Source organism: Candidatus Woesearchaeota archaeon (assembly GCA_018302225.1).
In the GTDB taxonomy this organism is placed as follows: domain Archaea; phylum Nanobdellota; class Nanobdellia; order SCGC-AAA011-G17; family JAGVZY01; genus JAGVZY01.
Genome location: JAGVZY010000001.1, coordinates 1 through 14,412, shown reverse-complemented (window position 1 = coordinate 14,412; position 14,412 = coordinate 1). Strand labels below are relative to the sequence as shown.

At 28.6% G+C, this 14,412-nt stretch carries 13 protein-coding genes and 2 tRNA genes; 11 read left to right on the top strand and 4 right to left on the bottom strand.

Features of this window, described 5'->3' with window-relative positions; all coding sequences use genetic code 11:
• Positions 1-147 precede the first annotated feature (147 nt).
• Complete coding sequence (locus J4403_00075; GenBank protein ID MBS3166588.1) at positions 148-966, top strand: hypothetical protein; 819 nt, start codon at positions 148-150, stop codon at positions 964-966.
• On the opposite strand, the gene J4403_00070 is transcribed toward J4403_00075, so the two are convergent.
• From J4403_00070 to J4403_00055, 4 genes are all read right to left on the bottom strand, one after another.
• Positions 916-1,875, bottom strand: a complete 960-nt coding sequence (locus J4403_00070; protein MBS3166587.1) for an NOL1/NOP2/sun family putative RNA methylase — start codon at positions 1,873-1,875, stop codon at positions 916-918. The two genes, J4403_00075 and J4403_00070, sit on opposite strands and share 51 nt — an antisense overlap.
• A gap of 15 nt (positions 1,876-1,890) precedes the next feature.
• Positions 1,891-1,962, bottom strand: a tRNA-Gly gene (locus J4403_00065).
• A 14-nt stretch (positions 1,963-1,976) separates the two neighbouring features.
• Positions 1,977-2,049: transfer RNA gene (locus J4403_00060), tRNA-Val, on the bottom strand.
• A 179-nt stretch (positions 2,050-2,228) separates the two neighbouring features.
• Positions 2,229-2,555, bottom strand: a complete 327-nt coding sequence (locus tag J4403_00055; GenBank protein ID MBS3166586.1) for a hypothetical protein — start codon at positions 2,553-2,555, stop codon at positions 2,229-2,231.
• Positions 2,556-2,651: 96 nt separating this feature from the next.
• Here J4403_00055 and J4403_00050 point away from each other — a divergent pair, with 96 nt between their 5' ends.
• From J4403_00050 to J4403_00005, 10 genes are all read left to right on the top strand, one after another.
• Positions 2,652-4,469: a hypothetical protein gene (locus tag J4403_00050; GenBank protein ID MBS3166585.1), complete on the top strand. Its 1,818-nt coding sequence runs from the start codon at positions 2,652-2,654 to the stop codon at positions 4,467-4,469.
• A gap of 56 nt (positions 4,470-4,525) precedes the next feature.
• A complete protein-coding gene (locus J4403_00045) occupies positions 4,526-4,783 on the top strand; it encodes a 50S ribosomal protein L35ae (protein ID MBS3166584.1) in 258 nt (85 codons plus the stop codon).
• 25 nt (positions 4,784-4,808) lie between these two features.
• Positions 4,809-5,336 carry a 50S ribosomal protein L16 gene (locus tag J4403_00040; GenBank protein MBS3166583.1) on the top strand — a complete coding sequence of 176 codons (528 nt, stop codon included), beginning with the start codon at positions 4,809-4,811 and terminating at the stop codon, positions 5,334-5,336.
• Positions 5,337-5,411: 75 nt separating this feature from the next.
• Positions 5,412-7,997, top strand: a complete 2,586-nt coding sequence (gene ppsA, locus J4403_00035) for a phosphoenolpyruvate synthase (GenBank protein MBS3166582.1) — start codon at positions 5,412-5,414, stop codon at positions 7,995-7,997.
• Between the two features lie 34 nt (positions 7,998-8,031).
• On the top strand, positions 8,032-8,406 hold the full coding sequence (locus tag J4403_00030; protein ID MBS3166581.1) for a hypothetical protein: 375 nt from the start codon (positions 8,032-8,034) through the stop codon (positions 8,404-8,406).
• A gap of 158 nt (positions 8,407-8,564) precedes the next feature.
• Positions 8,565-9,611 (top strand): nucleotidyltransferase domain-containing protein, encoded by a 1,047-nt coding sequence (locus J4403_00025; GenBank protein MBS3166580.1) that lies wholly within the window; start codon positions 8,565-8,567, stop codon positions 9,609-9,611.
• Positions 9,598-10,398 carry a hypothetical protein gene (locus J4403_00020; protein ID MBS3166579.1) on the top strand — a complete coding sequence of 267 codons (801 nt, stop codon included), beginning with the start codon at positions 9,598-9,600 and terminating at the stop codon, positions 10,396-10,398. The genes J4403_00025 and J4403_00020 overlap by 14 nt, the downstream gene beginning before the upstream one ends.
• Positions 10,379-12,439 carry a hypothetical protein gene (locus J4403_00015; GenBank protein MBS3166578.1) on the top strand — a complete coding sequence of 687 codons (2,061 nt, stop codon included), beginning with the start codon at positions 10,379-10,381 and terminating at the stop codon, positions 12,437-12,439. The genes J4403_00020 and J4403_00015 overlap by 20 nt, the downstream gene beginning before the upstream one ends.
• Complete coding sequence (locus J4403_00010) at positions 12,436-13,779, top strand: hypothetical protein (GenBank protein ID MBS3166577.1); 1,344 nt, start codon at positions 12,436-12,438, stop codon at positions 13,777-13,779. Before J4403_00015 ends, J4403_00010 begins: the two co-directional genes overlap by 4 nt.
• Positions 13,780-13,939: 160 nt before the next feature.
• On the top strand, positions 13,940-14,412 hold a 473-nt coding region (locus J4403_00005; GenBank protein ID MBS3166576.1), incomplete at its 3' end, for a hypothetical protein.

The window sequence follows — 14,412 nt, the reverse complement described above, 5'->3', positions numbered from 1 at the left end:
CCAAATCTCCCTATAACGATTGATTTTGGTGCTTTTTTATCGTTTAGAAGAGTTTTTCACAAAGGCAATAATGTCGATTTGGTATTTATAAATGTTTTGTTTTTGAAAAATAAAAAATTTAATATACTCTTTAAATATTAATAAATTATGAATTTTAAAAAGGGGTTTATAATTGTTTTATTGTCTATATTGTTCTTTGGAGTTCTTTTAATTCCAGGTTATATTATAGATAAATTAAACTCCAGGTATATAACTTATGATTCTATTTTGGGTTCGCCTCATGATCTTAGATTAGACTTGATACAGGAAAAATTTGATAATCTTTTTTCTTTAAGACCCGAAGGATGTACGATTGAGAATTCTAGTGATATACCTTTTGAAATCGCTAAAGATTTAGATTCTGATGAAGCCAAAAATTATTTTGATAATTCCGATAAATATATGTTAATAAATAATTCTATTTATCTTCCTAATAGATTTGAACAAGCTAATGTCAAAAATAATTGTCCTACTCTTGAAGAATCATTTAAATCTCCAGAATATATTGGGGGTTATTCTGTTGATATAAAAAATAAGAACGAATCTTGTGCTGAATGGGATATAAAATATATTAATTTGTTATGCGACTCTGAAAGAGAAGTAGTGTATATTTTATACTATAAGGAGTGGATAGATGATTTTTTAACTTTAGTTACAATCTTAATATTTTTAATCTTGGCATTTATTTTTAAAAAGAAACTGATATTCTATCCTTTCATTATTTCAACAATCTTGACCCTACCTTTTTGGATCTTATCTTTAATTATAGATTGGAGAGGTACCAAGTCTTATTTAACTTCGCTTAGTTTATATAAAGAACTAATACTAAGTTTATTTGTTTTATCATTTATCATAGGTTTAGTTTATTTAATTTGCTTAAAAATTAAATTGAATAAAGAACTTAAAAAAAGCATTCCAACAAATTAATCTTTTGTTATTAAAGTTTGTTATTAAAGCAATAAAGAAGCCTTCTGTATCATTGTCTTGGGGCCATAATCTTAAACAGTTTTTAACACCTTCATGATAGGTCTTATTTTTGTAGTTAAGAATGGGCTTCGATGATTTTAAATTTAAGTCTATTTTTTTACATTTAGCATTATTAAATTGATTTAATAGGTAACTTATGATTTCTTCATTTTCTTCTGGTTCTACACTGCAAGTAGAATAAACCATTCTTCCACCAGGTTTTAAATTGTTGAAATTGTTTATTATTAGTTTTTTTTGAGTATTTGTAAATTTTTTAATCATATTTTTATTCCAAATATTTAATGTTAAAGGTGATTTTCTAATTGCTCCTGTTCCTGAACAAGGTGCATCTAAAAGGATATTATCAAATTCTCCTTTTATTTGAAAACCATTTATTTTTGTAATTGTACAATTTGAAACTGAGCATCTTTGCAAATTTTGATTAAGAATATCACATCTTTTTGCATCAACGTCGTTTGCAATAATTAAACCCTTATTTTTCATCGTTGCTGCAATTTGAGTTGTTTTCGAACCAGGAGATGCAGAAACATCTAATACTTTGTCTTTAAATGGTGTTAGAGCTAATGGGGGTATCATTGATGCCGCTTCTTGAATGTAAATCTTTCCTAAGAAATGTTCTGTTGTATTTCCTAAACCAATATTTCCTTGAGCGAAAAATCCTTCTTTACACCAAGGAATTTGTTTTAAATTCCATGATTTTTTTTCTAATTCTTCTTTTGTTTCTTTTAAATTTGCAACTAAAGTGTTTACTCTAAAACTTTTTCTTAGAGGTCTTAAAGAATATTCTATAAATTTGTCAAAATCTGTAAGTTCTGAGAAATGTTCTTTGAATTTTGGTTTGATAATAATCTTTGGTGTGGTCAATGCGCTGGCCGGGACTCGAACCCGGATCCACACCTTGGCAAGGTGCGATACTAGCCATTATACCACCAACGCTTTTTAATAAAAAATGGGTCCGGCAGGACTTGAACCTGCGACATCCGCCTTGTAAGGGCAGCATCATAGCCACTAGATCACGGGCCCATTAAGAAATTTAAACTAATGCAAGGTTTATAAATTTTAGCATAATTTAGTAAATGGTCTAAGTAAATTATAATATCAAATGCTTTTAAATTAGGATATAAAAAGAATTAAGTCATTTACTAACCATAAAATGGCAGATTATATAACTCAGTTATGTCTTTTTCTAATTTTAAGAGAATTTAGCAAGTAGCATGTAATATTGCTGCACAGTTTTCAGTTGTATTCACTCTTTTGAAAATATCTTGTGTTTTTCCTATAATCAGTCTAACACCTGCGTCGTGCAATAATTTTGATGCTTTAGTATCTAGGGAGGCTCCACCGCTATAACCTGTTCCGATAATTAAGCATTTAGTTTTTGAAGCGATTATTAATTTTTTAATTTCTTCTTCTGTGATAGAATGAGAATGACCTATTCTTAGAAATGGTTGGTTATTTACAATTATTAAATCTCCATCATATCGTTTTTTGTCTACAATGAAAAATCCAAATTCATATTTTTCAATCATATTCATTTTTTTATTAGAACTTAAATAAAAAGATACCGAAAGGTTTTTAAACTAAAAAGTGGCTTTATTTATAAAGAGTTTATAAAGTGCTTTAAAATGTCTAAAAAAGAAAAACAAGCAAAGAAAAAAGAAAACGGATTAGATTCTAAGATACCTTCTGATAATTCTGCGCCAGATATGAAAGATATTCCTGTTGAAGTAAAAGAGAAGTTAGAAAAAATAAAAAAGAAAGTCGAATTATTAAAGAAAAAATTGTTAAAACAATATGATGAACATTTAATTGCACTTGCATTATTACCTCCACCAAAACAAGAGCAAAATTTACCACAAGATAAAGTTTATATTCTTGTAGTATTTGATGATACTGATGCTAAATCTGATTTGTATGAATTAAAATCTAAGTTATCTGTTAATGTAGAAAAGATTTCTAAAGAAATCGATGAAGCGTTAGCAGTAAATACTATGTTATTATCTGAAGTAAAGCAAAACTTGTTTGATAGTAAATATGAATTATTAGAATTAATTGCAATGTCTGCTCCAATTTATGATCCTAAGGATTGGTTAGCCGGATTAAAAGTTTCTGAAATCCATAAGTCTATGGTTCTAAAAAAGTTTGATAGATATATCGTTTCTTATATTGCTGCAGGTTCTCTATTTAGGGGAGAGAAGTCAAATGATATTGATGTATTTGTTATAGTTGATGATACTGATGTCAAAAAAATGACAAGGTATGAATTGAGAGAAAAATTAAGAGCGATTATTGTTGCTCTTTCTTTCCAGGCTGCTGAAATGGCTCAAGTTAAAAAACAATTTCATGTTCAAGTTTATATTTTAACTGATTTCTGGGATGGAATAAAAGATGCTAATCCTGTGTTCTTTACATTATTAAGGGATGGAGTTCCTTTATTTGATAGAGGAGTATTTGTTCCATGGAGATTGTTATTGCAAATGGGTAAGATAAGACCTTCAAGAGAATCTATTGATATGTTTATGTCTGCAGGAGAAAAGATGATTGAAAGAGTTAGATATAAATTAAACAATATTGTTGTTGAAGATTTATTTTATTCTACATTAAGTCCTGCACAAGCCGCACTTATGATGTATGGTGTTTCTCCACCAACGCCAAAAGAAACTGTAAGATTATTGGATGAAATATTTGTAAAAAAAGAAAAAATATTAGAGAAGAAATATGTTGATATTCTTGATAATATAAGACAGTACTATAAAGATATTGAACACGGAAAATTAAAAGAAATTAATGGTAATCAAGTTGAAAGTTTAATACAAGATTCACAGAAATATCTAGACAGAATAAAAAAATTATTTGAAGTTATACAAAAAAGAAAAGAGCAAGAAAATGTAATTGAACTATATAATAGTTGCACTAATTTATTAGTTGATGTTTTAAAAGTTTCTGGAAAGAAAAATAAAAAATTAGAAGCAGGATTAAAAGATTTAATTAAAGAAAGAGAACTTCCTGAATGGACATTAAAAACTTTAAAAGAAATTGAAAATGCAAAAAAGAATCATAAAAAAATTTCAAAACATGAGTTTGAAAAAGTTTCTAAAAATGTAAGAGCACTTATGAATATTTTTATTACTCTAATTGAAAAGAGACAAACTAAAATTATTGAGAAGGTAAGGATAAAATTAAAGCATGCAGGCAAAACTGGAGAAGTTTTGTTATTAGGAGAAGTTGCTTATATAGTCCCTGATTTGAATAAAAAGTCGGAAGTATTAAAAACAGAGATAAAAAATAATAGACTTATTAATATGGTTAAGTCTAACTCTGAAGGGCTTGAAAAGGCCTTAAAGGAGTTTAAATCTACTGATAATGTGTTTATCAAAGAAACTATATTTGAAGATTTAAGAAAAATATTGGGAAATGATGTTGAATTCATGATTTCAGCATAAACTTTTTAAATACTTTGTTTTTTCTTAATAGAGTTGTTAAATAAATGGAGAAATAAATGGAAGCAATAATAATAAATTTTAGAAGAGGCAGGCACACACAAAAGCCAAGCCATGCTATCTTAGAAGTTCCTAAAGTTGAAACTAAAAAGGACTCTGCTAAATTTTTAAATAAAAATGTATTTTGGACAAGTCCTGCTGGAAAGGTAATAAAAGGTATTATAAAAGCACAACATGGAACAAAAGGTGCTTTAAGGGCAATCTTTGAAAAAGGTCTGCCTGGACAAGCAATCGGTGCTAAGGCTAAAATTGAATGAGCAAAATTAAATAAGGAGAGAAAAAATGTCAACATTAAGAAAAGGAAGCTCGTGTAGATGCCCAGTAAGAGCGTATACAAGAAGGTCTAAATTCAAGAGCAAATCTTATGTAAAGTCTTTTCCTCCATCTAAAATTATAAGATATGATATGGGTGAGCCTAAGAAAACTTTTAGTTATAGACTTGATTTGGTTTCAAGAGAGAATATACAATTGAGGCATAATGCTTTGGAATCAGCAAGACAAGTTGCAAATAGAAGACTTCTAAAAAGACTTGGAAAGAGTTTATATTCATTTAAATTAAGATTATTTCCTCATCAAGCAATAAGAGAAAATAAGATGATTACTGGTGCAGGTGCAGATAGAATGCAGACTGGTATGGCTATGTCCTTTGGACAAATAATTAGTATTGCTGCACAAGTAAAACAGGGTCAACCTGTGTTTACAGTTAATGTTGATAAGGCTGGAATAGATGTTGCGAAAGAAGCTTTGAGATTGTGTAGATCCAAGATGCCTGGAACTTATCAAGTTGTGATGAGTGAAAATAAGAAGTAAGATTCTATTAACTACTTTTTTTAAGAAACCTTTTTATACCCTTTAGATTTTATTAGACTAAAAAGGGGTGCATTAATGAATATAGCATGGTTTAGTGAAATTCACGCTAAAGATATTGCGTCAGTAGGTGGTAAGGGTGCTAATCTCGGTGAAATGTATAACGCACAAATGCCTGTGCCTCCTGGTTTTGTTATAACTTCTGAAGCATATAAAACTTTTATTAAAGAAAATAAATTAGATAGAGAAATTTCAAGTATTCTAGAAACAATTGATTATGAAAATAATGATGAGTTGCAAAAAGCGTCTGAGGAAATACAAAAATTAATTTTAAAATCAAAAATTCCTGAAAAAGTAAAACAAGATATAGTCGACGCATATAATGAATTAAGCAGAAGAGAAACTGTAGAGAGAGTTGGAAAACAGGTTTTAAGTTTATTGAATCCTACTACTGAGTTAATTTTTGTTGCAGTAAGAAGTTCTGCTACTGCAGAAGATTTAGCAGAAGCAAGTTTTGCAGGACAACAAGCTTCTTTCTTAAATATTAGAGAAGATAGAAATTTAACTATTGCAGTAAAACAATGTTGGGCCTCTTTATTTACAGGAAGAGCAATATATTACAGAGCTAAAAATCATTTTGATCATATGAAAGTTTATCTTGCAATAGTTGTTCAAAAAATGGTTAACTCTAAAAAATCAGGAGTTATGTTCACAATTAATCCTACAAATAATAATAAAAATGAAATTGTTATTGAAGGTGGATTTGGTTTAGGTGAAGCAATTGTTTCTGGAGCAATAAGTCCGAATTTATATATTGTTGATAAAAGAAATTTAAAATTAAAAACTAAAAAAATTACAAAACAAGAGTGGTTATTTACAAGAGATAATTTAACTGGAAATACAATCAAAAAAACTCTTCCTGAATATGAGCAAACAAAACAAGTTTTAGAAGATTCTGAAATAAAAACTTTAGCAGAACATGCAGTTAATATTGAAGAGCATTATGGAAGACCTCAAGATATTGAATGGGCTATTGAAGCAGGTAAAACTTATATCGTACAATCAAGACCTATAACAACAGAAAATGCCGTTAATAAATCAATGGATAATGAAAGTGCAGATTTCAAAGATAAAAAAGTTTTATTAAAGGGTTTACCTGCATCACCTGGAATAGGTTCTGGAAAAGTAAAGAAAGTTACTTCTCTTCATGATTTGGGTAAAGTGTTAAAAGGAGATGTTTTGGTTGCAAAGATGACTAATCCTGATTATGTTCCTGCAATGCAAAGAGCTTCTGCAATTGTTACTGATGAAGGCGGTTTAACTTCGCATGCTGCGATTGTTTCAAGAGAAATGGGTATACCTTGCATAGTTGGAACTGAAAAAGCTACAAAAATTCTAGAAGACAATCAGGAGATTACTGTTGATGGTGGAAAAGGTAATGTATATGATGGAATTATTCATATTAAAGAAAAAATACAAACAACTCAAGAAAAAGAATTAGCTTTGATTAATAAAAATATTAAAACTGTAACTAATATTTATGTTAATTTAAGTGAGCCTGAGCAGATTTCTAAATATAAAGATTATAATATGGATGGAATTGGTTTAATGAGAGTTGAATTTATAATTACTGATACAATAAGTAAACATCCTTTATATATGATTAAAATGGGGCAAGAAAAAGAGTACATTAGAAAACTTGCTGAAGGCATTTCTAAAGTTGCTGAAGTATTAAATCCGAGACCTATAATTGTAAGATTCTCTGATTTTAAAACTAATGAATACAAAAATCTTGAAGGCGGTTCAGAATATGAGCCAGTTGAACAAAATCCTATGATTGGTTGGAGAGGTGTTTCAAGATATGTTAGTGATGAATTCCAAGAAGCCTTTAGATTAGAATGTAAAGCAATTAAAAAAGTAAGAGAGTTTTACAAAAACGTTCATGTAATGATGCCTTTTGTTAGAACTGTGGATGAAGTTGAAAAGTGTTTAGCTATTTTAGATGATGAAGATTTAAAATTAAGCAAAGATTTTAAGATTTATTTAATGGCCGAAGTTCCTTCTATAGCTTTTATTCCTGATGAATTTGCTAAATTAGGTATTACTGGTACATCTATAGGTTCCAATGATTTAACTCAATTGGTTTTAGGGGTGGATAGAGATTCAGCAAAGCTAGGAAGAATGGGTTATTTTGATGAAAGAAATCCCGCTGTGTTAAGAGCTATTGAGAATATAATTACTCATTTCCATAAATATGGAAAAACAGTTTCAATTTGTGGACAAGCACCCTCAGAATATCCAGAAATTGTAGAATTCTTAGTTAGAAATAGAATAGATGCAATTTCGGTAAATCCAGATAAATTTTATGATACTAAAAAATTAGTTTCTGAAATAGAAAGAAATATGTTGAAAGGTGTAGATGAAGTTATTCCTGAAAAAGAAGAAAATAATTCTGATTTAGATTCTGATTTAGATTCAGAAGAAGAATCTGAATCTATATTTGAAAAGTCTGAAGAAACTTCTGATGAAAATTTAGAAGAAGAGGAAAATAGAAGAGAATTTTTTGAGAATTTAGAAGGTTCTAGTGGTGATGATAATTCAAATGAAATATTTGAAGAAGAGAATATATCAAATGGTTTTAATACTCTTTTTAAAGACTTTTAGTTAATTTTATAAATGTGTTAAACTTCTTAGTTTTATGGATAAAGATAAATTACATCCAGATTGTATAGCTTTAGTAGACTATTCTCGTAAATCTATAAAATTGCGTAAAGGTGGATATGGTGAGAAAGTAACTTGTATAGACCAGCAATATAGCTATAATTTAGTTTCAAAAAAATATGAACCTGTTGGAAAACCAATAGTCCATTCTTATATAATTACACCTACTCAATTAAAAAAACAATCGCAGTGGGCAGAAGAAATGAATAGATTTCAGAGCGAGGTTAAAGATTGGGTAGATAATGCTGTTAATCCTAAACATGATTATCCTCTTAGAAGTTGTGTTAATGACGAAGATGTAAATTCTCGTATTGTAAGTAAGAAAGTTGATAGTATAGAAGCAATGGTTTAGTGTTTTAATTAAAAATATTCTTTTTTTAGACGATTATAATTAATATTTAATTCAAAAAATATTTAGAAGAAAAATATAAAAGCGCTTCTATTGTTTTTAGATGTTAATTTCTCGTTAAAATAGCAATATTTTTAAATCTCAGGAGAATAAAGATCTATATGGACTTGGATTCATTTAAAGAGGTGAAGCGAGCTTGTGCTCCATTAATAAAATTAAGGCCTATTGTTAAGGCAATATGGGTTTATGGGAGTGCAGTTGAAAAACAAAATGTTAGAGGTTCTGATATTGATATCCTTATTTTACTTGATGATACTCAAAAAAGTTTAAGCTCTTCTTTTATAGAAAAATTAAAATTATATACCGAATTAATACAACAAGAATATAATAAAAAGGGAATTAAACTGCATTTTCAGCCACCAAAAACTTTGACTCATTGGTGGGATCTTATAAGAAATGGAGAACCTTGGGTAATAACATCCATTAGAAATTCACTAATAATTTTTGATGAATCAGGATATTTAAAATTAATCAAAGATTTATTAAAAAAAGGTAAAATTTATAGCATTGAAGAAAGATCTGAAAAGCTTATCGAACAAGCTGAGAAAGATGTAGATTTGGCCGGAGACATTTTTTTGAGAGAAATTTGTCATGAAATTCTTATGGCTATGACAGAAAGTGCGCAAATAGTTTTATCTTATTATGGTAAATATCCTCCTTTTCCTAAGAATGTATTGCAAGAGTTAAAGAAAGTCTTTAAAGAAAATGAAATTATAAATAAAATTGCTATAGATAATTATGAAGAAATATATATGGTTAGTAAAAAAATAGAATTTGAGCAATTATTAAGATTAGAAGGCAAAGAAATAGATAAATATCATGAAAAGGCAAAAGATTTCATTAAAATTATGGAAGAGATATTAATTCATCTACAAAATAAAAAAGATAAAAAGAATTTTGAGAAATTATATAAAGCTATTTTACAGGTGTGTGAAAGACTTATTAAAAAAGAACATAAAATTATACCTAAACAAGATTTGAAAAAAATTAGTATCCTTAAGAAAGAGATTTCTTCAAAGAATTTTGCTACTTTAATTAATTTATATAATTATATTCATTCAAATAAAGAGTTCAAGCAAAGTTTAGATTATCAGGAAATTAAAAATATTTATTTGGTCTTAGATGGATTGTATAATGGAAAAAACTAAAAAACTTGAGAGTGTAGAAGCAATAAAACTCTTTTCAGATAGTCTTCTGAAGGTACAGAAAAGAAATATTAAAGCTATGTGGCTTCTTAATCCCAAAGAAATAAAATTTTCTAAAGAACTAATTATAGGTGTATTATTTAATGACCTTTCTTTAGGAAATAAACATGCCATTAATCTTCTTATTAAAAAAATACAAAAAGAGATATTAAATAAATATAATTTTAGTTTTGTTGTTCGCCAATATTATTTATCTGATTATTTTGAGAAAATTATGGGTGGAGATATTAATCTTTTTAATGAATTAAAAACTTCTTTAGGGATTTATGACCCTTCTAGATTTTTTATACCTCTTAGGGAATTAATGTTAAAGGGAAAAATTTTAGGTAGTAATGAATCTATAAACAAATTAGTTAAGGATATTAGTGGAAGGCTTAAACGTATAGATAGTATAAAATTAAAAATACTTTCATTGTTGTATAAATCAGTTGTAGATGCAGGTCAAGCAGGATTAGTTGCTTTAGGTTATCCAATGCCTGTTCCTAGAAAAGTTGCCATTGAATTAAAGAATAGGGTAGTTAAAAAGGGCTTATTATCTGCACATTATCTTGATTATTGCAATTTAATTATATCTACTTATAAAGATTATGAGCACGGCAATTTAAGTTCTTTATCTGCTAGTAGATTAGAAAGCTTAATCAAAAAATCTGGAAGATTTGTTGAAGCAATAGTCTCACTTATAGAAGATATTGAGATGAACAAAGAAAAAAATGAGCAAAGAATCCAATAAAGGGTATCTTGTAAAAATTAAAGAAGATTATTTGACTGAAGAATTAGAAAAAAAACTTGGCGGCCATACAGTGGGGGTTATTCTATCTGAAGATGATTTAGTTTATGAAATTGACTTTAGAATCCCTAATGAAACTAAAAGTATATTTCATTTACCTAAAAAGGAAATTGAAATTATTTCAGAAAAACCCTTTAAATCAAAATATAAAGAAGGATTCATATTAAAATATGGTGAAGATTTAGTTGAAATTGAAAAAGTAATTCCAGAAGAAAATGAAGTGACTTATCAAGTAAAATATTTAGATTCAAAGAAGAAGTTTGAGACTAAACCAAAATATTTTGAGGAAGAATTAAAAGAATGTAAATATGGTTTTCAAATAGGAGATAAAGTAAGAGTTAAAGAAAGTGTTGATGAACCAAAATATAAATGGGATACTTTAGATCATAATGCGGTGGGAGAAATTGTAGACTTTTTTGATACTGAAGATAAATTAGTAATTAATTTTCCAAATTATGAAAAGTGGTATGGACATGCCCCTGAAATGGAATTAGTATCTAAAACAAAGTCTAAAAAAGAATCTTCAAGTAAATATGGTTTTAGTATAGGAGATAAAGTAAGAGTTAAAGAAAGTGTTGATGAACCAAAAGAGGGTTGGGGGCATATACATCATGATTCTGTTGGAGAAGTTGTAGGCTTTAAATTAAAAGATGGTGAATCCTACTTAGAAATTAATTTCCCTGAACATGGGGGTTGGGCAGGTTATGCCTCTGAAATGGAATTGGTAGATGGAAAAAAGAGTAGAAAAAAGTTTATTCCTATTTATTATGGTAATGTGGTTGATGAAGATGAACTTATTTCTTTATCTAAAATTAAAATGTCAGAAATCTTAGATGATTTAATACTTGAAAAATATAAATTATTGGCTGGTGCTAAAATTGATTTACAAGAAATAGACAAAGATGGTTGTCCTGCAACAGATGGTAAAAGGATTTATTTGCCCGAGTCTATAGATGAAATCAATTATTCTCCTCAAAAAGGTAAAGTTAGCCCTAAATTTAATCCTAATACTTCTTTATACATCGCCAATCTTTATCACGAAGCTTCTCATCTTAGATATGGTAGTTTTGGAATTTTAAATTTAACAGATTTTTTAGAATCTAATTTTGAAAATCCTGAGTTAGCTAAAGCTCTCATTAATATATTGGAGGATGAAAGGGTTGAACATTATTTTAAATCTGAGTTTAAGAGACAGGAAAGAATGCCTAAACTTTTAGAACAAGAAGTGCAGTTTTATGCATCTAAACACAATATTCCAGAAGATGATTTAATAGCTTTAATAGATATATTCCAATTAAAATTAAGATCTGGAAAAACTATGGGAGAAAGAAAAATTCCTCTAAAAGAGAAAGAGGACAAACTTTTAGTTAAAGAGATAAAAAATCCAAGTCTTAAGAAAGAAGGAATTCAAACTTATAAAGATCTTTATAAAAAGATGGTTTCTATTTCTTCTAATGTGAGAGATGTATCTAAGAATGTAAGTGATAGTGTTAAATATGCTACTAAAGTGTATAAATTATTAGAAAAGGAATTTCCACAAAGTGTTAAGCAATTACCTAAAGAAAATATTCCTGGTAGAGAGCCTAGTGAAAGTATAAACGATTTTGATTCTGGTGGAATAAAAATAAAAGATGAAAAAGATTTGGAAAAGAGTAAAAAGAAAATAGATAAATTAACTGAAAAAGTAAAAGAAAAATTCGGTGTAGAAGAACCTGAAGAAGAATATTCAGAAGATCAAAAATCAGATTTAGATAAAGATAATCCTAATGGAGATAAATCTGATAAGAAAGGTAAATCTGATAGGGGGGAGATAGATCTTGAAGATTTAAAGAAAAAATTAGAAGAAATGCATGGACGAGGTGGAAATTCTTCACAGGGATTAGAATTAAAACCCATAATTGAAGAAGGTTTGATAAAGAAAGGATATTCTCCTTTAAATGCTAAGGCAATAGCTGAATCATTAGAAAAAGAAGGTTTAATATGAATAAAAAAGAAATAGAATCTTATCTTAAACAAAAATATTCAGAGAAAACTGCTAAAGATGTTAATGATATAATTAGTTATATCCTCGATAAAAAATCTTCTGGAAAATCCGGTAATTCTCAAAAGTCTAGGGGAGAAGAAAGTGAACAAGATGGAAAAAAACAAGAAGAAGATCCTTTAGATCAACAAGAAGGGGGTTTTCAACAGTCCGATTTCCGAAAAGGTGATAAAACTGGAAGTAAGAAAAGTGGAAAGTCTAAATATAAAAATAAAGATGCTGCAGATTTGGAAGATATATCTGAACAATTAGGTGATTTAGATGATCAATCAGATGAAGATTTTGATGATGCTATGAAAGAATTAGAAGCAGATATGTTAAAACATTTAGAATCTCGCAATTTAAAGTCAGACAAAGAGGATGATGAAGAAACCACTAAAATTCAGAAATTACCTGAATGGAATTATGAGGATAAAAAATATTCATCAAAAGCAAAGTTTGAAAAAACCAGGTATGATCTTTCAAAATTGGATAAAGAAAATTATATAGAATCTTTAAAGATCTTTGAATCTAAATATCAATATTTAGTAGAAGAAGTAAAAGAATATTTGGCTAAACTTAAGAAAAATTCATTAAGTTTAGAAAGAGGGGTTAAAAAAGGAAGGATCAATTCTAAATTGGCAAGAATTGAAGTGTCAAAAATTGTATCTGGGAGAAGGCCAACAGATAAAATCTATGATAAACCAATAATTAAAGAAAAAAATTATTGTGTTGGCATTTTAATTGATAGAAGCGGGTCAACATGTGAGGGTGTATATGGAACAGATATGGATGTAATTGATATAGAAAAATATGCGGGATTGATTCTTGGAGAGGCAATTAAAGAAATTGGAGATGATTTTTGTGTTTATTCTTTTTCAGAAAATGATGAATGTATCCTTGGACTTGAAGAGTTGAAAAGTTTTAAGGACAAATGGGATACAAGGACTAAATATAAAGTTGCATCATTAAAACCAGGTAATGAAAATAGAGATGGTGCTGCAATTAGGGCCATGGTTCAAGAAATGGAAAAATTTAATAAAAAGAAAATATTATTTCTTTTGTCTGATGGACGTCCTAGTGCTGAAAATTATAGAAGCAAATATGCTTTAGCAGATACTATTAAAGCTATAGAAGAGGTAGAGTCTAAAGGAATAAAAGTTGTTTATTTAAGTATCGATAGTGGAAGGGATTCCTATTTTGGTGAATTGGCTAAATCATGTACTTATGCAAGAAAATTTAAAGAATTAGTAAATTTGCCTAAACAAATAGCAGACATTTATTTGGACTTAAGGTTTAAATAGGCTCTGTCCCGAATCTCCTAAAATTATATAAATTATGAATATAAATAACCCTATGGGCCGAAGCCTATAGGGGGTAAACAGTTGAGGTGTTTACCATGAAGAAAGAAATCAAACTAATTAATAAAATTAAGCGTTTTTTAAGAAGACTGAAGTGTCCCAAATGGTTAAACAAGTGTGTCCCAAATGGTTAAACAAGTTTGGATCTAAGAAATATGAGTTTTTAGATCATATACTAAGCTTGTTGCTAAAGTCTATTAGCAGACTTTCTTATAGGGGAATAAAACAATTTCTTGATATAACCGGTGTAAATTGTCCAAGCAAATCTTCCTTGCAGAGAACTGCGCAAAGACTTAATGCGCAGTTTTGGAATGAATTACTAAAACTAACAGCAGGAAAAACTTATCTGGCTGCAATAGATAGCACAGGTTTTTCTAGAACAAAACCCAGTTATTATTATTTGAGAAGAATAAACGGAAATATTCCAAGAGCTTATGTAAAGCTTAATACCGCGTTTGACACTAGAAAGAAAAAGTTTCCTTCTGCAAAAATAAGGATAATTCCAAGACACGATACTAAAGATGTTAAAGAATTAATAAACAAAGCAGAACCAAAAATCATTGTTGCAGACAAAGG